General features: G+C 60.8%; 23 protein-coding genes. 16 read left to right on the forward strand and 7 right to left on the reverse strand.

The features are described 5' to 3' along the window. Positions 1-24 precede the first annotated feature (24 nt). The 7 genes from IE079_RS12525 (at position 25) to IE079_RS12555 (ending at position 7305) form a co-directional block, all read left to right on the forward strand. A complete protein-coding gene (locus IE079_RS12525; protein ID WP_189576920.1) occupies positions 25-732 on the forward strand; it encodes a phosphoadenylyl-sulfate reductase in 708 nt (235 codons plus the stop codon). 275 nt (positions 733-1007) lie between these two features. Further along, positions 1008-1622: an adenylyl-sulfate kinase gene (gene cysC / locus IE079_RS12530; protein ID WP_189576922.1), complete on the forward strand. Its 615-nt coding sequence runs from the start codon at positions 1008-1010 to the stop codon at positions 1620-1622. 186 nt (positions 1623-1808) lie between these two features. Further along, a complete protein-coding gene (locus IE079_RS12535; RefSeq protein WP_189576924.1) occupies positions 1809-3575 on the forward strand; it encodes an SLC13 family permease in 1767 nt (588 codons plus the stop codon). Positions 3576-3713: 138 nt separating this feature from the next. Further along, on the forward strand, positions 3714-4076 hold the full coding sequence (locus tag IE079_RS12540) for a histone-like nucleoid-structuring protein, MvaT/MvaU family (protein WP_189576926.1): 363 nt from the start codon (positions 3714-3716) through the stop codon (positions 4074-4076). Between the two features lie 205 nt (positions 4077-4281). After that, positions 4282-5688, forward strand: coding sequence for a mannose-1-phosphate guanylyltransferase/mannose-6-phosphate isomerase (locus tag IE079_RS12545; RefSeq protein WP_189576928.1), 1407 nt, complete (start codon positions 4282-4284; stop codon positions 5686-5688). Positions 5689-5960: 272 nt separating this feature from the next. After that, positions 5961-6956 carry a hypothetical protein gene (locus IE079_RS12550; RefSeq protein ID WP_189576930.1) on the forward strand — a complete coding sequence of 332 codons (996 nt, stop codon included), beginning with the start codon at positions 5961-5963 and terminating at the stop codon, positions 6954-6956. Next, entirely contained in the window at positions 6922-7305 is a 384-nt protein-coding gene (locus IE079_RS12555) for a hypothetical protein (protein WP_189576932.1), read from the forward strand. The genes IE079_RS12550 and IE079_RS12555 overlap by 35 nt, the downstream gene beginning before the upstream one ends. Before the next feature lie 19 nt (positions 7306-7324). Here the strand turns inward: IE079_RS12555 and IE079_RS12560 are convergent, their stop codons facing one another. Beyond that, positions 7325-7561, reverse strand: coding sequence for a SlyX family protein (locus IE079_RS12560; protein WP_189576934.1), 237 nt, complete (start codon positions 7559-7561; stop codon positions 7325-7327). A 146-nt stretch (positions 7562-7707) separates the two neighbouring features. On the opposite strand from IE079_RS12560, the gene IE079_RS19025 reads away from it, so the two are divergent. Next, a complete protein-coding gene (locus tag IE079_RS19025) occupies positions 7708-8277 on the forward strand; it encodes a cold-shock protein (RefSeq protein WP_189576936.1) in 570 nt (189 codons plus the stop codon). 151 nt (positions 8278-8428) lie between these two features. Here IE079_RS19025 and dapE read toward each other — a convergent pair whose 3' ends face one another. The 6 genes from dapE to map form a co-directional block, all read right to left on the reverse strand. Then, on the reverse strand, positions 8429-9559 hold the full coding sequence (gene dapE / locus IE079_RS12570) for a succinyl-diaminopimelate desuccinylase (protein WP_189576938.1): 1131 nt from the start codon (positions 9557-9559) through the stop codon (positions 8429-8431). Positions 9560-9809: 250 nt separating this feature from the next. Beyond that, a complete protein-coding gene (dapD, locus tag IE079_RS12575; RefSeq protein WP_189576940.1) occupies positions 9810-10838 on the reverse strand; it encodes a 2,3,4,5-tetrahydropyridine-2,6-dicarboxylate N-succinyltransferase in 1029 nt (342 codons plus the stop codon). 271 nt (positions 10839-11109) lie between these two features. Beyond that, positions 11110-11454, reverse strand: coding sequence for an ArsC family reductase (locus IE079_RS18975; protein ID WP_189576942.1), 345 nt, complete (start codon positions 11452-11454; stop codon positions 11110-11112). 173 nt (positions 11455-11627) lie between these two features. Then, positions 11628-12821, reverse strand: coding sequence for a succinyldiaminopimelate transaminase (gene dapC, locus IE079_RS12585; RefSeq protein WP_189576944.1), 1194 nt, complete (start codon positions 12819-12821; stop codon positions 11628-11630). Beyond that, positions 12818-15466, reverse strand: a complete 2649-nt coding sequence (locus IE079_RS12590; protein ID WP_189576946.1) for a [protein-PII] uridylyltransferase — start codon at positions 15464-15466, stop codon at positions 12818-12820. The genes dapC and IE079_RS12590 overlap by 4 nt, the downstream gene beginning before the upstream one ends. Beyond that, positions 15467-16237 carry a type I methionyl aminopeptidase gene (map, locus tag IE079_RS12595; RefSeq protein ID WP_189576948.1) on the reverse strand — a complete coding sequence of 257 codons (771 nt, stop codon included), beginning with the start codon at positions 16235-16237 and terminating at the stop codon, positions 15467-15469. It abuts the gene before it with no gap. Between the two features lie 338 nt (positions 16238-16575). Between map and rpsB the strand changes: the two genes are divergently transcribed. The 8 genes from rpsB (at position 16576) to rseP (ending at position 24507) form a co-directional block, all read left to right on the forward strand. After that, positions 16576-17325, forward strand: coding sequence for a 30S ribosomal protein S2 (rpsB, locus tag IE079_RS12600; RefSeq protein ID WP_189576950.1), 750 nt, complete (start codon positions 16576-16578; stop codon positions 17323-17325). A gap of 153 nt (positions 17326-17478) precedes the next feature. Then, positions 17479-18348, forward strand: coding sequence for a translation elongation factor Ts (tsf, locus tag IE079_RS12605; protein WP_189576952.1), 870 nt, complete (start codon positions 17479-17481; stop codon positions 18346-18348). Between the two features lie 359 nt (positions 18349-18707). After that, positions 18708-19436 carry a UMP kinase gene (pyrH, locus tag IE079_RS12610; protein ID WP_189576954.1) on the forward strand — a complete coding sequence of 243 codons (729 nt, stop codon included), beginning with the start codon at positions 18708-18710 and terminating at the stop codon, positions 19434-19436. Positions 19437-19582: 146 nt separating this feature from the next. Next, complete coding sequence (frr, locus tag IE079_RS12615) at positions 19583-20140, forward strand: ribosome recycling factor (protein WP_189577077.1); 558 nt, start codon at positions 19583-19585, stop codon at positions 20138-20140. 38 nt (positions 20141-20178) lie between these two features. Next, the gene (gene uppS, locus IE079_RS12620; protein WP_189576956.1) at positions 20179-20952 is read left to right on the forward strand and encodes a polyprenyl diphosphate synthase; all 774 of its coding nucleotides are present in this window, start codon (positions 20179-20181) and stop codon (positions 20950-20952) included. 55 nt (positions 20953-21007) lie between these two features. Continuing rightward, entirely contained in the window at positions 21008-21850 is an 843-nt protein-coding gene (locus tag IE079_RS12625; protein WP_189576958.1) for a phosphatidate cytidylyltransferase, read from the forward strand. Further along, positions 21850-23058 (forward strand): 1-deoxy-D-xylulose-5-phosphate reductoisomerase, encoded by a 1209-nt coding sequence (gene ispC / locus IE079_RS12630; RefSeq protein WP_189576960.1) that lies wholly within the window; start codon positions 21850-21852, stop codon positions 23056-23058. The genes IE079_RS12625 and ispC overlap by 1 nt, the downstream gene beginning before the upstream one ends. Before the next feature lie 102 nt (positions 23059-23160). Then, the gene (gene rseP, locus IE079_RS12635) at positions 23161-24507 is read left to right on the forward strand and encodes an RIP metalloprotease RseP (RefSeq protein WP_189577079.1); all 1347 of its coding nucleotides are present in this window, start codon (positions 23161-23163) and stop codon (positions 24505-24507) included. Positions 24508-24526: the final 19 nt, after the last annotated feature.

The following is a 24526-nucleotide window of genomic DNA, read 5'->3' on the forward strand; positions in this document are numbered from 1 at the left end:
ATACTTCCCGTTGCAGGAGCCGCAATGACCGTTTCCACCCTCGTACCCAAATCCCGTGGCAGCCACGCTGACAGCGCTCTCGAATCCGCCACCGCGCAAGAGCGGGTCGAGTGGGCGCTGGACAACCTGCCGGGCCGGTTTGTGCTCAGCTCCAGTTTCGGTATTCATTCGGCGGTACTGCTGCACCTGGCGACGCGGATTCGCCCGGATTTGCCCGTATTGCTGGTGGATACCGGCTATCTGTTTTCCGAAACCTATCAGTTTGTGGAGACCCTGCGTGACCGGCTGGACCTGAACCTGAAGGTGGTGTCCTCGCACTGGACACCCGCGCGGCTGGAAGCGGTGCACGGTCGCCTGTGGGAACAGGGCGTTGATGGCATTGAGCGCTACAACCAGTTGATGAAGGTGGATCCCATGGAGCGGGCGTTGGATGAGCTGGACGTGGGCACCTGGTTTGCGGGCCTGCGCCGGCAACAGTCCGGCTCCCGTGAGGACCGCCCCGTGGTCGAGCAGCGGCCGGACGGGCGCCACAAGGTTTACCCGCTGATTGACTGGCATAACCGGGATATTCACCGGTATCTCGTCAAGCACGACCTGCCTTATCATCCGCTGTGGGAAGAAGGCTATGTGTCCGTGGGCGACTGGCATACTTCCCGCCCGTTGACGCCGGGCATGACCGAAGAGGAAACCCGGTTCTTCGGACTGAAGCGGGAGTGCGGCCTGCACGTTTGATTGGCCCCTTGCCCCTGAGGGAAGAAGGGCTACATGAAGCCTACGCCGTACATTCCCTCTCCACTGGAGGGAGAGGGCCAGGGTGAGGGGGAGCGCCAGTAGGGCGCTTGAGAGCGTACTGAGGAGTTGCCTGCTCCACCTTCACCCCAACCCCTCTCCCCTCAAGGGAGAGGGGCTATAAAACAGGCTTGTCCCTGTTTTTTTGTGTTTGCGGTACATATCTCCAAAACCTATAATCTTATGCCGTATCCAATTCCATGGACCAGGAGCCTCTTTTGTCTTCCAATATTCTCTGGCACGACCATAAGGTAACCCGCGCGGAGCGGGCGACGATCAAGCATCAGAAACCCTGCCTGTTATGGTTTACCGGTCTGAGTGGTTCGGGCAAGTCCACAATTGCCAATGCCCTGGATGTGGCGTTGTATCAACGTGGTTATCACACGTTTTTATTGGACGGCGATAATGTCCGCCATGGTCTCAACAAGGACCTGGGGTTTTCCGATGAGGACCGGGTTGAGAATATCCGGCGGATTGGCGAGGTCAGTAAGCTGTTTACGGATTCCGGTCTGATTGTGCTGAGTGCCTTTATTTCCCCGTTTACCAGTGACCGTCGAATGGTGCGCAATCTGTTTCCCGCCGGTGAGTTTATTGAAGTCTTTATGGATACCCCGCTTTCCACTTGCGAGGATCGTGATCCCAAGGGGCTTTATAAAAAGGCCAGGGCAGGGCAGATCCGGGATTTCACCGGTATCGACTCCCCCTATGAAGCACCGGAACGGGCCGAAGTCCGTCTGGATACCTCTGCAATGTCTGTCGACGACTGTATTGATCGGTTGATTGGCTACCTTCTTGAGAGAGGGCTGATCCTCCGGAACGACAGTTCCGCCTGACCTTCATTACCTTATTCGTATTCCGTATTTGGCATTCTTGCCCATAAACGGTCTACTGTGCGATCTCTGGTTATTAGAAAGCCGGGCACTATTCCTTTTTTGAAACACTGACGTCCATCGGCGCAGTAGATCAGCCTTAACTTTGACAGGCTGCGAGCATAGTCACCATCTGGGAGCCTTCTGTACATGGCGTGGGAAGCCGTTTTTACCCTGTTTCTGCTGGTTGCTGTTCTGGGGGCGTTGGTTGTTACCCGGGTGGCGGCGGATCTGATCCTGATGGGGGCTCTGATTGTGCTGGTGATTACCGGGGTTCTGACTCCAGCCTCGGCACTGGTCGGGTTTGCCAACCCCGGTGTTATCACCATTGCGACGCTCTATGTGGTAGCTGCCGGCCTCAAGGAAACCGGTGCGGTTCAGTGGATTGCCCGCCGCATGCTGGGGCATCCCCGTACGCCCTCGGGGGCTCAGGCCCGTCTGATCGTGCCCACCGGGGTGCTCAGCGCGCTGATGAACAATACCGCCGTGGTGGCCATGTTCATTCCCGCCGTTCAGGACTGGGCCCAGCGCCTGAATATCTCGGCGTCCAAGCTGCTTCTGCCCCTCAGTTACGCCGCCATTCTTGGCGGTACCTGCACCCTCATCGGCACCAGTACCAACCTGGTGGTGGATGGCCTGTTGCAAAGCCGGCTCGACATCCATCTGGGTCTTTTCGAGCTGGCCTGGGTCGGGGTGCCGCTGCTGCTGATTGGCGGCACCTTCCTGGTGCTGTTCGCCAACCGTCTGCTGCCGGATCGCGGTGGCCTGAACGAGGAGCTGGAACTGGTCCGGGAGTATGGCGTAGAGGTGGAGGTGGAAAGCCCTGGCCCGCTGGTCGGGCGCACGGTGGCACAGGCCGGCCTGCGCTCCCTGAACTATGGCTACCTGACTGAAATCGACCGCCAGGGGCGCCTGATTACGGCGGTGGAGCCGGACCGGATGCTGCAGCCCGGTGACAAGCTGTATTTTGTGGGCGCGCCGGAGTGCGCCAGTGAACTGCGTCGTATCCAGGGCCTGAAACCCGCGAATGGCAGTGTCCACAAGCTGGACCTGGCCAACCATCAACGCTGCCTGGTGGAAGTGGTGCTGGGCCCGGAATTCGCCGCCCTGGGGCAAACCGTCCGCGATAGCCGGTTCCGTACCCGTTTCAATGCTGCCATTCTTTCGCTGTCCCGGGAAGGCAAGCGGGTGCCCGGCAAGCTGGGCGATATACGCTTCAAAATGGGTGATACCCTGTTGCTGGAGGCGAGTCAGCAGTTTGCCGACCAGTACCGTTTTCGCCGGGATTTCCTGCTGGTCAGTGCCCTGAACGACTCCACACCGCCGGACTTCAGCAAGGCGCCCCTGGCGCTGGGCATTCTGCTGGCCATGGTCGCGGTGAGCGCTTCCGGCCTGCTCACTATTCTGGAGGCTGCCTTCCTGGCCGCCGGCGCCATGATTGGCTCGGGCTGCATTACCGCCAGCCGGGCGCGGCGGAGTGTGGACCTTCCGGTACTGGTGGTGATTGCCTCATCCTTCGCCCTGGGCGCGGCCATGTCGGAAACCGGTGCTGCCCAGTGGGTGGCAGGCGGCCTGCTGAATTTCGGGGTGCTGACACCCTGGCTGGCGCTGGCGCTTGTTTACCTGCTGACTGCTGCGTTTACCGAGGTAATAACCAATAACGCCGCTGCGGTTCTTATGTTTCCCATTGCCCTGGCAGTGTCGGAACAGCTTGGTGTCAATTTTATTCCCTTTGCTGTTGCTGTCATGTTTGCGGCGTCCGCCAGTTTCATTACGCCCTTGGGGTATCAGACCAATCTGATGGTTTATGGTCCCGGCCGATATCAGTTCACGGATTACATGCGCATTGGTATTCCCCTGAGTCTGGTGGTGGGCACGACGGCCGTTTTGTTGATTCCCCTGGTCTGGTCATTCTGAGGCATTATTTTTTCTTCATTGTGATGAATGAGTGAAAGTCTTTAATCCTTTCCGGTATTATTCTATGATTACGACGGATTCAGGGATTGAAATGTAAAAACTGCAAAAATATCTTCAGTTCAAAAGGGTTAATTTTTCATGGCGAACATCAACGATTACTATCAGAAAAAACAGCTTCTCGAAAAGCTTTCTGACGAATTGAACAAGATGGAACAGGACCAGACACTTAAAGGTGATCTGGAATTTGAAGACAAGGTCAAGGGGCTGATGGACGAGTACAAGAAGTCCCCGAAGGACGTGCTGCAGATTCTGAGCGCAATCGATCCTTCCGTTGCTGGCGGCAAGGCGGAAGCCGGTACACGCGCCAAGCGCCCCCTGAAGACCTACAAGAACCCGCACACCGGTGAAGTAGTCAAGACCCGCGGCGGCAACCACAAGACGCTGAACGAGTGGCGTCAGAAGTATGGCAAGGAAGCCGTTCAGGGCTGGCAAGAGAACTAAGTAAGCCGTAAACCCGGGTGGATCACTGCCCGGGTTACCCCTTCCTCTTTTCCTTCTCTCTTCTATGAATATGCTCCGCTGTTTTAGTTTGCCGGATTTCCTTTTGGTCACGGTATTTATTGGATTCGTTGCCCGTGGGCTTTGAGATAAAGGTGGAATTAAGGGACAATCCGGGAGATTCCATTCGATCTGAGAAGGACCTGACATGCTTGCGATCATACTCTCTGGTGGTTCCGGAACCCGCCTGTGGCCGCTTTCCCGCGAGGCCTACCCCAAGCAGTTCATTCCCGTTGTATCCGACCAGTCCTTGTTGTCAGAGACCATCGCCAGAGGGCTGAAGCTGGGCGCCGATGTGCGCGTTATGGCGATTACCAACGAAGAGCACCGTTTTGTGGTGGCGGCAAGCCTGCAACAACTGGCCGCCGACCGCACCACTGGCATTATCCTTGAGCCGGTCGGGCGCAATACGGCCCCGGCCATTGCCCTGGCCGCACTGGCGGCAGCGGAAGAAAATCCCGATGAGCTGATGCTGGTGATGCCGTCGGATCAGGTGCTGCAGGATGAACAGGCATTCGCCCGCGCTGTGGCCGTGGGTGCGGATGCCGCCCGCGAGGGCAAGCTGGTGACCTTCGGTATCGTGCCGTCGTCCCCGCATACCGGTTACGGCTATATCCGCGCCGGGGGCAGCAAGGGTGTCTGGTCCAATGTGGATGCCTTTGTCGAGAAGCCGGACGCCGATACCGCCCAGCGCTACCTGGATGAGGGCGGTTACTACTGGAACAGCGGCATGTTCCTGTTCTCCGCCAGCCGTTATCTTGAGGAGCTGGAGCGTTTCCAGCCCCGGATTCTGGAGGCCTGCCGGGCCGCCTACAGCGCCCGCAAGGGTGATATGGACTTTACCCGTGTGGACAAGGAGGCCTTTGCCGCCTGTCCTGATGATTCCATCGACTACGCCGTTATGGAACATACCAAAGACGCCGTTGTTGTGCCTCTGGATGCGGGCTGGAGTGATGTCGGCTCCTGGTCGTCCCTGTGGGAAATCCAGCCCCAGGACGAGAACGGCAACGCCTGCCATGGTGATGTGATTCTGGAAGACGTCTCCGGCTCCTACGTCCACTCGGAAGGCAGGCTGATTGCAGCCCTGGGCGTCAGCGATCATGTCATTGTGGAAACCGACGACGTGGTGCTGGTGGCCGACCGCAACCGGGTGCAGGACGTCAAGAAGCTGGTTAACCGCCTCAAGGAGCAGGGGCGCCCGGAGTACAAGCTGCACAAGAAAGTACACCGGCCCTGGGGCACGTATGAGGGTGTGGCCCAGGGCGATCGTTTCCAGGTCAAGCGCATCACTGTGAACCCGGGGGCCTCCCTATCCCTTCAGAAGCACCATCATCGCTCCGAGCACTGGGTTGTGGTGACCGGCACCGCCCGTGTCAACCGCGGTGATGAGGAGCTGCTGCTCACCGAAGACGAGTCCACCTACATTCCCCTTGGCGTTACCCACCGGCTGACCAACCCCGGTGTCATTCCCCTGGAGCTGATCGAGGTACAGACCGGCAGCTATCTGGGCGAAGATGACATTGTCCGCTTTGAAGATACCTACAATCGCGTCTAGACTGCACTGAGTCTTTTTTCGAATTGGTCTCAAAACCCCGTCGCGCTTTACCAGCCGTAAAGTGCGACGGGGTTCCTGTTTTTGATACCTGAGTGTCAGTAAATCGCTGTTATTTGTCGAAAATGTGACGGCGGCGAGCGATCATCCGACTCGGTACAGGTACCTTCTGGCTCTTTACGGGAGCCGTAGGCTGACTGGCACTCCTTGCCGGTCAGGCTGACGAGATCAGCCATCTGGCCTCTGCTCCGGGTCTTCGAAAGAGGGTACGACATATGCGACTGGGGCAGGTGCCTGCAACCGGGCGTGCAGCCAATCCGGTAGTGATTACCGATTCCGCCTGGTACCGGCTGGCGGACGACATTGCCGTCGCTCTGGCCTCGTCGCCCCGTGGCCTGATGTGGGTTACCGCCGACAGGGGTACCGGCAAGACCGCCTGGCTCCAGGCCCTGATGCCGGCCATGCAAACGGACTTCTACCTGGCGGATCTGCGCAATCCGCAGGAAACCGGGGAAATCCTCGAGCAGCTGCAGGATTACACCAATTATCTGCAGGGTACCCTGCCCACCCTGATTCTGGACAACCTCTCACCGGCGGACCTGATGGCCCTGCTGGCCGAGCCGGACCACCCGGCCCGTGACCTGATGCCCAACTATAATGGCCCCCTGTTGCTGCTGAGCCCGGAGCATTCCGATGATCCGGTGGCGGGCCGCAGGCTTGAGCGGCTCATGGGGCGCTCACTGATGCGCCACGACCTGCCGCTGAGCAGTCGCGCCCAGAACCACGCCATCCTGGTGGCCCACCGGCCGGTGATTGAAGCGCGCTGGAATGTGCGTGTAACCGATGCCGCCATGGGGCTGGCCTCGTCGGGCCTGCATTACCGCGCGACTCCGGGCCAGGTGGTGGAATGGCTGGAGCGTGCCGCCGCGAGGGTGTCCGTGGTCGCCGACGAGGGGCCTGCGGAGTGCCGGCGGCTGCGCGCCGAACTGGATACCCTGGCCCGCCGTATCGAAGCGAACCGCGACACCGGCGAGCCTGTTGAGGCACTGGAGCATGAGCAATCCGAGCTGGCCCTTGAGCTGACGGCGGCGGAAGTGGACTGGCTGGAGCGGCAGGCCCGGGGCACCCTTCGGCAGGTCTTTCCAGACGATGTGCGGGCAGAACTTGAATCCCTGACCGGCACCAGCGATCATCCTGACTTGCATGTTCCAACCAACGTCCCCGGAGGCGCCCGCAGTGCAGGATCTGGAAATCTACGTTCGCGACCTTGACCCCGCCCGTCTGGCCATGTGGCTGGAAGCCAATTTCGACCAGCTGCTGGTACCCCTGACCCCTTTTGGCAACAAGCCCGGCCTGTACAAGGGTGAGGGCCGCTACGCCGATAACCTGGTCCGCATCAGCGTTTATGCCGATGCCTTCGGCAAACACTTCAGCTCCGTGGTCATCGAAGGCGACAGCCTGCCCTGGAACACCGACCTGGAATGCGCCCGCAGTGCCTGGCAGACGCTGCAAACGGAAATACGCTGCAGCCAGGGCGAATGGCAGGAGGGTGACCCGGTGCAGGATGAAAAGTGGTGGCGGCTGGACGACCGTGGCGAGCAACTGGCGGTGTGGAACTGATGGGTCTTCCGGCTCCGGCTCAGTAATGGGGCGGGGGCGCCTCTTCATCCTCAAGCTTGAGGTTTGAGGGCGCGATTTCCGACAGCTGCTTTTTCAGATGCTGCTTGGCGTCCCATAACTTGCGGATATCCAGCTCCTGCTGCGCCACCTGGTCCGACAGGGTATTGATCAGCTCATCCTGGAAGGCCAGGCGGGTTTCCAGTTCGTCCATTCTGGTGAGCAATTTTTCTGTCGTGTTTGTGTCTGTATTTGCCATTGTGTGTAACGCTTTGGTCAGGTTTGTGAAGAATCTGCTATTATGCCGGCTTTATTCGCCGGGGTGTCGGGTATTGGCACGTGTCCGCCGAATAAAGGTTATCCAAACAACTGTTATCAACAATTTTTACGGAGTCTGTATTATCCATGCGTAATCCAGCAAGAGCAGTGCTTTCCGCGGTATTGGTTGCGATTCTCGCGCCGCTGGTTCTGGGCTTTATCCTTGTTAACACCACCCCGGAAGTCTTTTTCATCCTCTCACAATACGGCAGCAGCGATCTGGCGGGCAGCCCTCAGTTTGTTCTGGGCAGCGCCCAGGGTATTGCCGCCTACGTGATCACCTTTGTGCTGTTTGCCATTGTTGGCGTACTGACCATCATGATCAGTGAGCGCAAGCCAGGGGCAGCGCCGCAAAAGCGCAGCAACAACCAGGCCCCTCGTTCACAGGGCAACAGCCGTCCTCAGAGCAACGACGACAACGGCGATGACGATGAGGATTATGGCCCCGAAGGTGCCGAGGAAGGCACCGTGAAGTGGTTCAACGTGAAGAAAGGGTTCGGCTTTATTGTCCGTGACAGCGGCGATGAGGTATTCGTGCATTTCCGCGCCATTCGTGGTCGCGGCCGCCGGGTACTTCGCCAGGGCCAGGCCGTGCGCTTTGATGTGGTTGAGGCCGCCAAAGGGCTTCAGGCGGATAACGTTTCCACGCTCGATTGAGTGGCTATGTAGCCCCTCTCCCTTGAGGGGAGAGGGGTTGGGGTGAGGGTGGAGCAGGCAACTACTGAGCTCGGCCTCTTTCACCCTCACCCTGTCCCTCTCCCCTCAAGGGAGAGGGGACGTATACCGAAACCTCTTGTAGTTCCCGCCTTTACCCCAGCAACTCCACCAGCACCTGCTCATAAATCTCGGACAGCGTATCGAGATCCTCTGCTTTCACACACTCATCCGCCTTGTGAATGGTCGCGTTCAGCGGACCCAGTTCCACCACTTGTGCGCCCGTCGGGGCAATAAAGCGTCCGTCGGAGGTGCCGCCGGAGGTGGATAGTTCCGTCTCACGGCCGGTAACCTGGCGGATGGCGCTTTGGGCGGCGGTGACCAGGGCACCCCGGTCGGTCAGGAAGGGGCGGCCACTGAGGTGCCACTGCAGGTCGTAGTTGAGTTTGTGGCGGTCGAGGATGGCGACCACCCGTTCTTCCAGGCTTTCCGCCGTGTTTTCCGTGCAGTAGCGGAAGTTGAAGTGCACCAGCAGTTCGCCGGGAATGACGTTGCTGCCGGTGCCCGCTTCGATTTTCGTGATCTGGAAGGTGGTGGGCGGGAAGAAGTCATTGCCGCTGTCCCAGAACTCGTTCGCCAGGGCGTCCAGCGCCGGTGCGGCGAGATGTACCGGGTTCTCCGCCATGTGGGGGTAGGCCACGTGGCCCTGTACGCCGTGGACCGTCAGGTAGCCGTGCAGGGAGCCCCGGCGACCATTCTTGATGATATCCCCCACCTGGTTTGTGCTGGAGGGTTCACCGATCAGGCACCAGTCGATCTTCTCGTTGCGCTTCTCCAGGGTGTCCACCACCTTCACGGTGCCATCCCGGGCAGGGCCTTCCTCGTCGCTGGTGATCAGCAGGGCGATGGAGCCCCGGTGCTGCGGGTACTTCCCAACAAAACGCTCGCAGGCGGTGATGAACGCCGCCAGGCTGCCTTTCATATCGGCGGCGCCCCGACCGTACAGGTAGCCGTCCTTGATCACCGGGTCGAAGGGGGCGTAGGCCCAGTTCTTTTCCGGGCCGGTGGGTACCACATCGGTATGTCCGGCAAAGGCCAGCAGCGGACCGTCCGAGCCCTTGCGGGCCCAGAGGTTGTCGGTCTCGCCGAAGCGCAGGTTCTCGCCGGCAAAGCCCAGCGGGGCCAGGCGGGACATCATCAGCTCCTGGCAACCGGCGTCGTCAGGTGTGACGGATTTACGGCGGATCAGGTCCATCGCCAGTTCGAGTGTGGGGGATAAGGTCATATGACAGTTCTCGCGGGGCGTTCCCAAAATTCTCGGCGAACATTCCCTCTCCCTTGAGGGGAGAGGGCCAGGGTGAGGGTGAAAGAGGTCGGGCTGCGGAGTTGCCTGCTCCACCCTCACCCCCAACCCCGCTCCGCGCCCCGGCCCTTTGCCTGAGGCAAAGGGCGTTCCGGCGAACGAAGCGGGGCTTCGTTTTTTGCGCCTCCACCCCCTCAAGGGAGAGGGGGCTAAACAGTGTTCGGCGGATGGTTCAGTTATTGGCGTGCAGCTGCTCGTTCAGCTCAATGGCTGTCTTGTTGGTCTTGCACTCCACGGCACCAGTCTGGCTGTTGCGGCGGAACAGCAGGTCAGTCTTGCTGGCCAGGTCCCGGGCCTTGACCACTTCCACCAGGTTGTTCTGGTCGTCCAGCAGGGCAACCTTGGTGCCGGAGGTGATGTACAGGCCGGCTTCCACGGTGCAGCGATCGCCCAGGGGAATGCCGACGCCGGCGTTGGCGCCCAGCAGGCAGTTTTCGCCTACTGAAATGATGATGTTGCCACCGCCGGACAGGGTGCCCATGGTGGAGCAGCTGCCGCCCAGGTCGGAGCCCTTGCCGATCATGACGCCGGCGGACACCCGGCCTTCGATCATGCTGGTGCCTTCGGTACCGGCGTTGAAGTTGATAAAGCCCTCGTGCATGACGGTGGTGCCTTCGCCCACATAGGCGCCCAGGCGGACGCGGGCGGTGTCGGCGATACGTACGCCACGGGGCACCACGTAGTCGGTCATCTGCGGGAACTTGTCCACGGACTTCACTTCCAGGATGCGGCCTTCCAGGCGGGCCTGCAGCTGACGGTCCGGTAATTCGTTCAGGTCGATGGCGCCCTCGTTGGTCCAGGCCAGGTTCGGCAGCAGTCCGAAGATGCCATCCAGCTTGACGCCATGGGGTTTGACCAGGCGATGGGACAGCAGGTGCAGCTTGAGGTAGACCTCAGGGGTGCTGGTGGCGGAGTCGTCGGTTTCCAGAATGGTCACGGTGACCGGGTTCCGGCTTTCCGCCGACTTGCGGGCGAGAGCGGCCTGACCAGTGAGTGATGTGGAACCGAGGGCTTCAGCAAAGGCCTTGAGCTGGTCCGCCGAGGCTTCGATGGCCTGGTTGCCGCCGTGATAACCCAGGGTGTTGCGGGCGATCTCGATTAGTTCATCATCCGGCATCAGGACCGGCTGCTGGTAGAAAACCTCCAGCCATTCACTTTTCTGGTTCTGGCTGCCGATGCCAATTCCGAATGCAAAACTCATCTGGTGCTCCTCCTGGTTCAATGATTCAAAGCGGTTGCGGGCAACTCGATTTCTTTCAGCCCTCTCTCCCTTTAAGGGAGAGGGGATGTTCGCCGCGAACTCCGGTTTTAGCTCCCTCTCCCTTGAGGGGAGAGGGTTGGGGTGAGGGTGGGGACTATTACTGGGAGTCCGGCCACTGGCGCCTTCCGGCGCTCCCCCTCACCCTGGCCCTCTCCCTCGTTGGGGAGAGGGAATGTTTGCCGCTAAATCGGGTGCTGGCCTCTGGTATCGCTCAGGCCCTGTATCTTTCGGCCCACTCGTCCGCGTTAAAGCCGACACTCACGCTGTCGCCACTCTCCACCACCGGCCTTTTGATGATGGATGGGTTGTCCAGCATGATCTCGTGGGCTGTCTGGGCGCCAATGGTATCACGAAGCTCTTCCGGCAGCTTGCGCCAGGTGGTGCCGCGCTTGTTGATCAACGCTTCCCAGCCGATGGTCTGTACCCAGCGGGACAGCAGGGCTTCGTCCAGGCCGTCCTTCTTGAAATCGTGGAAGTCGTAGGCGATGCCGTTCTCGTCCAGCCATTTGCGGGCCTTTTTGACGGTGTCGCAGTTTTTGATGCCGTAGAGTTTCATGGTTTGATCCTGTTCTTTTGAGCCCCTCTCCCTTGAGGGGAGAGGGGTTGGGGTGAGGGTGGAGAGGGCCGCTTTGGAGTTTGCCTGCCTTTCACCCTCACCCTGTCCCTCTCCCCTCAAGGGAGAGGGGACGTTCGCCGGGAATATTGCTATAGGCCCGCGAACTTGAAGGTTTATTGCTGAAGAAAGCGCACAATCCGCTCCGCCGCTTCTACGCATTCCTCCAGCGGCGCCACCAGGGCCATGCGTACGCGGTTTTCGCCGGGGTTGTAGCCGTCGTTGGTGCGGGACAGGTAGCGGCCTGGTAGTACGTGTACGTTCTGTTGGGCGGACAGGTCGCGGGCGAAGGTTTCGTCACTCATGGGGGTTTCCGGCCAGAGGTAGAAGCCGGCGCCCGGGAAGTCCACCGCCATGACCTGCTGCAGGATGGGCACTACCGCCTCGAACTTGGCCCGGTAGGCGGCGCGGTTTTCCTTGACGTGGTCTTCGTCCTGCCAGGCAGCGATGCTGGCCAGCTGGTTGTGGATGGGCATGGCGCAGCCGTGGTAGGTGCGGTAGCGCAGGTACTCCCTGAGAATGCGGGCGTCGCCGGCCACGAAGCCGGAGCGCAGGCCCGGCAGGTTGCTGCGTTTCGACAGGCTGTGGAAGACCACGCAACGGGCGTAGTCGTCACGGCCGAGGGCAGCGCAGGTCTGCAGCAGGCCTTCCGGCGGATTGGCTTCGTCCGGGTAGAGTTCGGAGTAGCACTCATCGGAGGCGATGATGAAGTCGTGTTTGTCCGCCAACTCGATCACCCGCTTGAGGGTGTCCCGGGGGATGATTGCGCCGCTGGGGTTGCCCGGTGAGCACAGGAACAGGATCTGGCAGTCTTTCCAGACCTGTTCCGGCACGGCCTCAAAGTCCGGGATGAAGCCGTTGCCGGCGTCGCAGGGCAGGTAGTGGGGCGTGGCTCCCGCCAGAAAAGCGGCGCCCTCGTAGATCTGGTAGAACGGGTTGGGGCTGACCACGGTCGCCGGGCGGCTGTTATCCACGGCGGCCTGAACAAACGAGAAGATCCCTTCCCGGGTGCCGTTGACCGGTACCACGTTGCCATCGGCCTTCAGGGTACCGGGCTTCAGCCGGAAGCGCCGTGTGGCCCAGTCCGCAATGGCCTGACGCAGTTCCGGCAGGCCGCCGGTGGTCGGGTAGTTGGCCAGCTTGTCGAGGTTGTCGGCGATGACCTGTTTGACGAATTCCGGTGACGGATGCTTGGGTTCTCCAATGCCAAGGGAAATGGCGGCCAGGTGTTCCGGCGGCACCACATCGGCCTTCAGTTTGGCCAGTTTTTCAAACGGATAGGGATGCAGTCGCGACAGGTTGGGATTCATTGGGTGTTATCCAGCATGGTGCGCAGGTCTTCCTGCAGGGCCTGGCAGACGTCCGGGTCGCGGATCGGCCAGCCGTGCTCGTCGGTGACAAAAAAGGCGTCTTCCACCCGTTCGCCGAGGGTGGCGATCTTGGCGTTGGTCAGGCGCACCCGGTGTTCCAGCAGCACCCGGCCAACCCGCGCCAGCAGCCCCGGCCGGTCGGGGGTGATCACTTCAATCACCGTACGCTGATTGAAGGTGTCGTTGGACAGGGTCACTTCCGTGGGGAACGAGAAGTGCTTCAACTGGCGGGGCGTGCGCCGCTGGATGATCTTCGGGTAGTCGTCCGGGTCGTCCAGTTCCTCTACCAGGCGTTCGCGTACCCGTTCCTTGCGGGCCGGGTCCTTGCCCAGGGGCTGGCCCTGTTCGTCCAGTACCACATAAGAGCTGATGGACCAGGGGCCCTTGCTGGCGACACTGATACGGGCGTCGACGATGTTGAGGTTCAGCTGCTCGAGCACCGCAGTGGTGGCGGCGAACAGGGCGACCCGGTCCTTCACATAGATCACGATATGGGAGTAGCCATCGGTGGGCCCGCCCCGAGTATCGCGGATCAGTACCAGGGGCTCCGGATGCTTGCCATGGCGAATGATGGCGGCGGTCTGCCAGGCGATGTCGACGGTGGAGTCCTGGAGGAAGTATTCCTCGTCCAGGGTGTCCCAGATGGCGTCGATCTGCTCATCGGCCATGCCCTGGGCCCTGAGGATGCCCCGGGCTTCCGCCTGGGTGGCCTTGACCCAGTCCGCGCGGTTGAAGGGCGTCTCGGTGCCCCGGCGCAGGGCTCTTTTGGTTTCCACATACAGCTGGCGCAACAGCGAGGCCCGCCAGGTATTCCACAGCTTGGGATTGGTGGCGCTGATATCGCAGGCGGTCAGCACGTACAGGTAGTCCAGGTGCACCTGGCTGGGCACGGCGCGGGCGAACTCGTTGATGATGTCCGGGTCGGAGATGTCCTTGCGCTGGGCGGTCATGGACATCAGCAGGTGGTTTTCCACCAGCCAGGCAATCAGCTGGGTATCCCGTTCGCTCAGGTGATGGCGCTTGCAGAAGGCTTCGGCGTCGTCCGCGCCCAGTTCGGAGTGGTCGCCGCCGCGGCCCTTGGCCACATCGTGGTACAGGCCGGCCACGTAGAGCACTTCCGGCTTGGGCAGCTGGTGCACCAGGCGCGAGGCCAGGGGGTATTCCGTGCGGCTCTCCGGGTTGTTCAGTCGTACCATGTTGCGGATCACCCGCAGGGTGTGAGTGTCCACGGTGAAAATGTGGAACAGGTCGTACTGCATCTGGCCGATGATCTGGCCGAATTCCGGCAGGTAACGCCCCAGCACGTTGTATTTCTTCATGTGGGAGAGGGTTTCGTCCAGCGGATGCGGCGTTTTCACCAGCTCCATGAACAGGGAGGTGACCGCCAGGTCATTGCGGAACTGGTCATCAATCAGGTGCCGGTGGGCCCGCAGGGCGCGGATGGTGGACGCCCGGATGCCCTTGATGGCCGGGTGCTGGGCCATCAGCAGGAAGATTTCCATGATGGCATAGGGGGCGTAGGCGAACACCTGGGTGTTGATGGCCTCGATGTACTGGTCGCGGATCTGGAAGCGGCGGTTCAGGGGCTGGATTCTTGCCTCCTGGTCCCGTTGCAGGATGGCCTCGTCGTAGTACTGCAGGATCACGTCGGTGAGCTCGGCCAGGGCCAGTACCGTGCGGTAGTAGGCCTGCATCATCTTCTCGACGCCCAGGTGGCGGCCCTCGTCCCGGTAACCGAGCATGTCCGCCAGGGCGCGCTGGTGGTCGAACAGCAGGCGGTTTTCGTTGCGGTCGGCGATCAGCTGCAGGCCATAGCGAAGCCGCCACAGGAAGTTCTCGCCCTGCAGCAGGATGTCGTGCTCTTCCTCGGTGAGGATGCTGAAGCGGGTCAGGTCGGCAAAGCTGTCCAGCCCGAAGTGTCGTTTGGTGATCCAGCCAATGTTCTGGATGTCCCGCAGGCCGCCCGGGGCGCCCTTGATGTTGGGCTCCAGGTTGTATTCGGTGTCGCCGTATTTCTGGTGGCGTTTGAGCTGTTCCTCGCGCTTGGCGATGAAGTAGTCGCGGTCGCTGCTCACCTCGTCGGAATACACCGCCCGGCTCAGGTCCGTGCGCAGCTCTTCGGGGCCGGCAATGGTGCGGGTTTCCAGCAGGTTGGTGAGGATGGTGACGTCGTCCCGCGCGGCCTGTTTGGACTCCTCAAGGCTGCGCACGCTGTGGCCGATATCGAGCTTCAGGTCCCATAGCAGGGTGACAAAGGCACCCAGGTCTTCATGCCAGTCGTCCTCGATGCCGTTGCGGGTGAGGATCAGAAGGTCAATATCCGAGTGCGGGTGAAGCTCCCCACGGCCATAGCCGCCAACGGCCAGCAGGGCAATGTCACCAGACTGAGCGAACGGGTAGCGGTTCCAGATCTGGCGCAGTACCAGGTCAACCGTATCCGCCCGGGACTTGACCAGTTCGCGTACATCCACGCCATTGCGGAAAGCCTCGGCGTCGAACTCGTAGGCCTGTTTGAGGAGCTCCCTTGCCGCTTTCACCGGCGACGGAGCAGTGGCAATCTGGTCGGCGAGGGCGGTGGTTTCCACTCAGATCGACTCTTCCTGGCGTCTGGTCAGCACCTCATGGCCGTCGGCGGTGACCAGAATGGTGTGTTCCCACTGGGCGGACAGCTTGTGGTCCTTGGTGACCGCGGTCCAGCCATCGCCCAGAACCTTGGTCTGGTACTTGCCCTGGTTGATCATTGGTTCGATGGTGAAAATCATGCCTTCCTTAAGCTCCATGCCGGTGCCGGCCTTGCCGTAGTGCATCACCTGGGGCTCTTCATGAAATACCTTGCCGATACCATGGCCGCAGAAGTCGCGAACCACGGAATAGCGATGCTTCTCGGCGTGTTCCTGGATGACCTGGCCGATATCCCCGAGGTGGGCGCCGGGTTTGACCACCTCGATGCCCTTGTACATGCATTCCTGGGTAATGCGGATCAGGCGTTCGGCGCCCGGTTTGGGCTTGCCGACAATCCACATCTTGCTGGTATCGCCGTGGTAGCCGTCCTTGATCACGGTAACGTCGATGTTCATGATGTCGCCGTCCTTGAGCACCTTCTTGTCGGAAGGAATGCCATGGCACACCACGTGGTTGATGGAGGTGCAGATGGACTTAGGGAATCCCTTGTAGTTCAGGGGCGCCGGAATGGCCTGCTGCTCGTTGACAATATAGTCGTGGCAGATCTGGTCGAGTTCCTCGGTGGTGACGCCGGGCCTGATGTGGGCGTCAATCATCTCCAGCACGTTGGCCGCCAGACGACCAGCCACGCGCATCTTCTCGATTTCTTCCGGGGTCTTGATGGTTACAGTCATTGGAATTCCTGGTAAATGAATGGCGTCGCCCAGGGCGTATACCGTCGTACTGGATAAAGTGGTGCCGATCAGGCACTGGGTCGACAGCCGGGCGCAAACACCCATTTTAAGGGGCTGGCTGTACAGGTACAAGGAAGCGCGAAAAGCTGGCGCCGCGGGCCGTTTTTATGGTATAAACGCGCCGCCGAAAAGCGAACCGTCCATCTGGATATGGCCGCCGGCAAATTCACACACGCGTCAGCACGTTGTTCCAGGGTGCCTGTTTATGGCCACAAGGCCGCTCAGGTTGGATCAATCGGACGTGTGGAGGACTAACCCGAAGCTACAAGGTAATTATCATGGCTCAGGTAAATATGCGTGACCTGCTCAAGGCAGGTGCTCACTTCGGTCACCAGACCCGTTACTGGAACCCGAAAATGTCGAAGTTCATCTTCGGCGCCCGCAACAAGATTCACATCATCAACCTGGAACAGACTGTTCCCGCCATGAACGACGCGCTGCAGTTCATTGAGCAGCTGGCGGAGAACAAGAACAAGATCCTGTTCGTGGGTACCAAGCGTGCCGCGGCCAAGATCATCAAGGAAGAAGCCGACCGTGCCGGTCAGCCGTACGTCAACCATCGTTGGTTGGGCGGCATGCTGACCAACTACAAGACCATTCGTCAGTCTATCCGTCGCTACCGTGATCTGGACGCCCAGAGCCAGGACGGTACCTTCGACAAGCTGACCAAGAAAGAAGCCCTGGATCGCACCCGCGAGATGGATCGCCTGGAGCGCTCTATCGGTGGTATCAAGGATATGGGCGGCCTGCCGGACGCCATGTTCGTGATCGATGTGGACCACGAGCGTATCGCCATCAAGGAAGCCAACAAGCTGGGCATTCCCGTTATTGGTGTGGTCGATACCAACAGTGATCCGGACGGCGTTGACTACGTGATTCCGGGTAACGATGACGCCATCCGCGCCATCCAGATCTACGTGAAGGCTGTTGCCGACACCTGCATCGAGGCTTCCCAGTCCGGTGGCGCTGCTGACGAGTTCGTGGAAGTCAGTGAAGAAGCGGCCGGCGAGGCACCTGCAGCCGAGTAACGCTGCCGGTCTACGACCATCACGTTGACCCGTTTGAAGAGGGGCGAGGGTAACCCCGCCTCCTTTTTACGGGATTCAACCGTGGGTCACTGAATTCAACCGCCGGGCCCTGTATGTAGGCCCGGCCGGTTTTAACTGTTAAGAGGATTGAACATGGCTGCAATTACCGCTGCAATGGTCAAGGAGCTCCGTGAGCGCACCGGCCTTGGCATGATGGAATGCAAGAAGGCACTAGTGGAAGCTGATGGCAGTGTTGATGCCGCAATCGAAGAGCTGCGCAAGTCGTCCGGCCTGAAGGCCGCCAAAAAGGCCGGCCGTACCGCTGCCGAAGGCGCTGCGCTGATTCGCATCTCCGACGACAACACCGTTGCCTATATTCTGGAAGTGAACTCCGAGACCGACTTCGTGGCTCGTGACGACAACTTCCTTGGTTTTGCCAACGAGGTGCTCGACGTGGCCTTCGAAAAGGGCGAGACCGATATCGCCAAGCTGATGGAAGGCGATCTGGAAGCCCGGCGTGAGGCGCTGGTTCAGAAGATTGGCGAGAACATCACCGTGCGTCGCATTGTTCGCGTGGAAGGCCCGGTTGTGGGTGGTTATGTCCACAGCAACAACAAGATCGCCTCCGTCGCCGCCATCACCGCCGGTGATGCGGAAGTGGCCCGCGATGTGGCCATGCACGCCGCTGCCCAGAACCCCCGCGTAGGCAAGCCGGAAGACATGCCCGCCGAGGAAGTCGAGAAAGAAAAGGACATCATCAAGGCTCAGCCGGACATGGAAGGCAAGCCTGCCGAAATCGTTGAAAAGATGATGGGCGGCCGGATCAAGAAGTTCCTCAAGGAGAACAGCCTTGTTGAACAGCCTTTCGTTAAGAACCCGGACCAGACCGTGGCCGAGCTGCTGAAAGAAAACGGTGCCGAGCTGGTTGGTTTCGTGCGTCTGGAAGTCGGCGAAGGCATCGAAAAGGAAGAAGTGGATTTCGCTGCCGAGGTGGCTGCCGCCGCCGGTACCGGCAAGGCCTGAGTCTGCTGATCCCCCGGGGTGGCCATATTGCCCCGGTGGGGCTTTCCGTAAGGGTGGGCGTTTATTCGCTGAGCCTGCGGACAGTTCCCTTAGTCTGCCACGCCAGTGCGGGTTCGCCCGGGCTGCCGTGGCGGGCTTGTATCTGAGATGCCCCTTTTTACCGGAGGAGCATGTCAAATACAGGTCCGAGGGGAATCCGGCACTCACTGACAGCCTGGCAAGGCGTCAGGGCGGGGCGGGTTTTCTGCAAAGGAGCCGGCGGCAAACGCCGTGCTTCAGGTTCACAGGAGGGCGTCGCGAAAGCGTCATGGCCGAGCATAAACGCTTTTGCGTGGCCCTCCACAGACGAGGGGAATAGCATGCCGACATCTTCCAAGACCCAGCCCAGATACAAGCGCGTACTGCTCAAACTCAGCGGCGAGGCCCTGATGGGCGAGCACGAGTTCGGCATTGATCCCAAGGTACTTGACCGCATGGCGCTGGAAATCGGCGCCCTGATCGGTATCGGGGTTCAGGTAGGGCTGGTGGTTGGTGGCGGCAACCTGTTCCGGGGCGCGGCCTTGAACGAGGCCGGTATGGACCGGGTCACCGGCGATCACATGGGCATGCTGGCCACGGTGATGAACGGCCTGGCCATGAGGGATGCCCTGGAGCGTTCCAATATCCGTACCCGTGTTATGTCCGCCATCCCCATGAGTGGTATCGTGGAGCACTACGACCGTCGTCGGGCCGTGCGCGACCTCAAGGACGGCGATGTGGTGATCTTCTGCGCCGGTACCGGTAACCCCTTCTTTACCACCGACTCCGCCGCCTGCCTGCGCGGGATCGAAATCGAGGCAGACGCCGTGCTCAAGGCGACCAAGGTGGACGGGGTTTACTCCGCCGATCCGATGACGGATTCGTCGGCGGTGAAATACGACCGGTTGACCTATGATGAAGTACTGGACAAGAAGCTGGGTGTCATGGACCTGACCGCCATCTGCCTGGCGCGGGACCACGGCATGCCGCTGCGGGTCTTCAACATGAACGAGCCCGGTGTACTGACCCGCATCGTCACCGGCGAGCCGGCAGGCACTCTGGTTGAGTAATACCGGTTGAGTAATACCGGTTGAGTCGTACCGGTTGAAAGGTTCCGGTCGGATAAGACCGGTCGAATAACACCGGCGGACAACGAATTCACGCCCTCGCCGATTCTGGCGGGGGCAGAGACATGCAGACAAGCGAGGATGCTGAAGTGATTGACGACATCAAAGCCGATGCTGAAAAGCGGATGAAGAAGAGCCTGGAAGCCCTCGCGGCTTCGTTCAACAAAATCCGCACAGGCCGTGCGCATCCGGCCATCCTGGACAGCGTACATGTGAACTATTACGGCCAGGATACGCCCCTCAAGCAGGTGGCCAGCGTCAATGTCGAGGATAACCGGACCCTGAGCGTGTCACCGTGGGAGAAGAGCCTGATTCCCACCATCGAGAAAGCCATCATGTCGTCTGACCTGGGGCTGAACCCGGTGACCAGCGGTGACCTTATCCGTGTGCCCATGCCTATGCTGACGGAAGAGACCCGTCGCGAGATGGTCAAGCAGGCGAAAGCCGATGCTGAGCATGCCCGCGTATCCATCCGTAACGCCCGCCGCGACGCCAACAGCGATCTGAAGGAACTCGAGAAAGAGAAAGAGATCACAGCGGATGACCAGCGTCAGGGTGAGGAAGAGGTCCAGAAGCTCACCGACCGCTATATTGCCGAGATCGACAAGACGCTGAAAGGCAAGGAAGATGACCTGATGGCGATCTGATCGCCGGACGGTACACCCTACGGGTATCAGGGGATTGCATGACGGATAAAGTAACGGCGGATATTCCGGTGGATGCCGGCAAGATTCCGCGTCATGTCGCCATCATCATGGACGGCAACAACCGCTGGGCCAAGGCCCGGCGAATGAATGGCGTTGCCGGCCACAAGGCGGGTGTTAACTCGGTGAGGTCAGTGGTGGAGACCTGCGCCAGGGAAGGGGTCGAGGTGCTTACCCTGTTCGCCTTTTCCAGCGAGAACTGGCGACGACCCGAGGACGAGGTATCGGCCCTGATGCGGCTATTCCTGTTCGCCCTGGAGCGTGAAGTGAAGAAGCTCCACAAGAACAATATCCGCCTGCGCATTATTGGTGACCGCAGCGCTTTCAGTCCACTGCTGCAGGAGCACATGGCCCAGGCGGAGGAAATGACCCGGGACAACACCCTCATGACCCTGGTGATTGCCGCCAACTATGGTGGCCACTGGGACATCACCCAGGCCACACGGCAGGTGGCCGCACGGGTTGCCGCCGGGGAGCTGACCGCGTCGGACATTACCGAAGATCTGATTCAGCAGCACCTGAGTATCGGTGACCTGCCCATGCCGGACCTGATGATCCGGACAGCAGGGGAGCAGCGCATCAGCAACTTCTTGCTGTGGCACCTGGCCTATACCGAGTTCTACTTTTCCGAGGTGTACTGGCCGGACTTCCGGGCAGACGAAATGCGTAAGGCCCTGGCGGCCTATTCGCAACGAAAGCGCCGGTTTGGCCAGACAGACGATCAGGTGGATCAGCGGCTGGCGGCTCAGCATTAACAGCTCGGCATCAGAACAAGAACAACTCGAGCTTAAAAAAAGAGCGAATAGCGACGTGCTCAAAACCCGAATTCTCACGGCGCTGATCCTGGCGCCCATTGCCATTATCGGCATCTTCTTCCTGCCGCCGCTGGGCTTTGCCATCTTTACCGGGGTGGCCATAAGCCTGGGCGCCTGGGAGTGGGCGAACATGGCCGGCTACACCTCGGATCCGGCACGCGCCGGTTACGCGGCACTGATGGCTGTTATCCTGGTGGCGGTCTACCAGCTTCCCACCCTCGGCCTGCTCTGGCTGGGAGTGCTGTGGTGGGTTCTGGCGCTGCTGATGGTACGCGCCTACCCCGCCGGAAGCCCGGTCTGGGGCCGTTCCCCGGTGCGGGCGGTGATGGGCCTGCTGGTCCTGGTACCGGCCTGGGTTGGCCTCAATCACCTGCGTAACGGCACCCTCCTGTTTGGCGATGTGGACAATAGCCTGGTGGCTATCCTCTATGTGTTCCTGGTGGTCTGGGTGGCGGATATTGGCGCCTATTTCGCCGGCCGTGCCTTTGGCCGCGCCAAGCTGGCGCCCCGGGTCAGTCCCGGAAAGTCCTGGGCCGGGGTCTGGGGTGGCCTGGCCGCTGTCGCACTGCTGTCGGTCGCGGCCGGTGTGCTGGCCGCAGCGGCACTGGCTGACACGGTTCTGCTGCTGTTGGCCAGCATGGTGGTAGCCGGCATCTCTGTGGTTGGTGACCTTGTGGAAAGCATGCTCAAACGCTTTCGTGGCATCAAGGACAGCAGTCAGCTGCTGCCGGGCCATGGCGGCATCATGGATCGTATCGACAGCCTGACGGCGGCCATTCCGGTGTTCGCACTGGCGATTACTCTGCTTGGCTGGCTGTCGGTGGGAGCGGTGTCGTGATGCCCGGGTTGAACGTTCGTACCCTTGCCATCCTTGGCGCCACCGGCTCGATTGGTCTGAATACCCTTGATGTGGTACGCCGCCACCCGGACCGCTTCAGGGTCTACGCGCTCACGGCCGCCACCAGAGTGGCTGAAATGGAACAGCTGTGCCGTGAGTTCCGGCCGTCGGTAGCGGTAATGGCCGATGCCGATGCTGCCGCTCGGTTGGCCGATGCCCTCCGGGATCTGCCCGAAGTGAAGGTTCGCTCCGGCGAGCAGGGCCTGGTGCAGGTGGCGTCCGCCGAGGCGGTGGATACCGTTATGGCTGCCATTGTCGGCGCCGCCGGTCTGGCGCCTACCCTGGCGGCGGTGGAGGCCGGCAAACGGGTGCTGCTGGCCAACAAGGAAGCGCTGGTCATGTCCGGCAAGCTGTTCATGGATGCCGTGGTCCGGTCCGGGGCGGAACTGCTGCCCATCGACTCGGAACACAACGCCATTTTCCAGTGCCTGCCGGCGGACCGGATCCGCGACCTGCCGGGAGCGGGTGTGCGCCGTATCCTGCTGACCGCCTCTGGTGGCCCTTTCCGCACCCATACACCGGACATGCTGCGGGGCGTGACCCCGGCCCAGGCCTGCAAGCATCCCAACTGGTCCATGGGGCAGAAGATTTCGGTAGACTCCGCCACCCTGATGAACAAGGGGCTGGAGCTCATCGAGGCCTGCTGGCTGTTCAATACCAGCCCCGACCAGATCGAGGTTCACGTTCACCCGGAGAGTATTATCCACTCCATGGTGGAGTATGTTGACGGCTCGGTGCTGGCGCAGCTGGGCAGCCCCGACATGCGTACCCCCATTGCCAACGGTATGGCGTGGCCGGAACGGCTGGAGTCGGGGGCTGAACCGCTGGACCTGTTTGCCCTCGGGCGCTTCCATTTCGAGCGGCCAGATACCGAACGGTTTCCTTGCCTGCGGCTCGCCGCCGAGGCATTCCGGGCAGGGGGCACGGCACCGGCGATACTGAACGCGGCGAACGAACAGGCAGTGGCGGCGTTTCTTGCCGGGGAGCTTTGTTTTGCCGATATCCCGGTTATCATAGAGCAGACACTGGCAGCGGTGGCGGTGCAGCCAGCAGACAGTTTCGACGGTATCATGGCGGCCGATGCTGTGGCCCGGGGCACTGCCCGCGCCGAAATTGATCGCCTGACCGGGCGTTCGCTGGCAACCTGATGAAACGCTGATTGCGCATTCTGAGTACACTCTGATCAAGACCTGATCAAGACCTGATCAAGACCTGATCAACCCAAGGCCGGATGAGACACTGAACGCATGCTGGATATTCTGCAGACAATACTGGCCCTGATTGTCACCCTGGGCATTCTGGTGACCATCCACGAGTTTGGACACTTCTGGGTGGCCCGCCGCTGTGGTGTCCGGGTATTGCGCTTTTCGGTGGGTTTCGGCAATCCGATCTTCTCCCGTTATGACCGCCATGGCACCGAGTTCGCGGTAGCCGCCATCCCTCTGGGCGGCTACGTCAAGATGCTGGACGAGCGTGAGGGCCCGGTGCCGGAAGAGCAGCGCCACGAAGCCTTTACCTCCAAGCCACCGGGCAAGCGCATTGCCATTGCCGCCGCCGGCCCCGCTGCCAATTTCATCTTTGCCATTGCCGCCTACTGGCTGCTGAGTGTGGTCGGCTTTACCACGGTTGCGCCGATTGCCGGTGATATCACCGAGGGCTCCATTGCCGATGCCATGGGGCTTCGTTCCGGCATGGAGATTCACCAGGTGGATGGTCGCAAGGTGACCTCCTGGCGGGATATCAACATGCGCCTGCTGGAGCGCGCCGGTGAGGACAGCAGCATTTCGCTGACGGTGAGTGATGGCCAGGGCGAGCGCACCCTGCGTGCCGGGCTCGATGGCTGGCAGTTGCCGGATGACAACCCGAACCCGCTCAGCCAGTTCGGGCTGACACCGCTGCGCCCGGATGTGCCGGCGGTAATTGGCGAGGTGGTTCCCGGCGGGCGGGCGCAAGCCGGTGGTCTGCAGGCCGGCGACCGGGTGCTCGCGGTGGATGGCGAGCCGGTGGCGGACTGGTTCGAGCTGGTCGAGCGCATCCAGCAGTCACCGGAACAGAGCCAGCAGTGGCGGGTAGAGCGCTCCGGTAGCGAGCAGGTACTGGAAGTGACTCCCGCCAGCCGCACGGTTGACGGTACCGAGCAGGGCCACGTCGGCGCCGGTGTGGCTCAGGTCGACTGGCCTGACGAGATGTTGCGGGACGTACGGTACGGCCCTGTGGCGGCCATTCCCAACGCCTTGTCGGAAACCTGGTCGGATACACGGTTGACCCTGGTCGCCATTCAAAAGATGATTACCGGGCTGTTGTCGCCGACCAACCTCAGCGGGCCGATCACCATTGCCCGCGTGGCAGAGGCCAGCGTCAGCTCCGGGTTCGAGGATTTTGTCCGTTTTCTGGCCTACCTGAGTGTAAGCCTGGGCATCCTGAACCTGTTGCCCATTCCCGTTCTGGACGGCGGGCATATCCTTTATTACACCATCGAGGCCGTCCGCCGGCGCCCGTTGTCTGAACAGGTTCAGGCATTCGGATTACGTATCGGTATGGCCATGATTCTGACATTAATGGTGTTTGCTCTTTACAACGACCTGATGCGGTTGTGAGAATTGCGAGCTCCTTACG

The sequence above is a fragment of the Marinobacter zhanjiangensis genome (assembly GCF_014651935.1).
Classification (GTDB): domain Bacteria; phylum Pseudomonadota; class Gammaproteobacteria; order Pseudomonadales; family Oleiphilaceae; genus Marinobacter; species Marinobacter zhanjiangensis.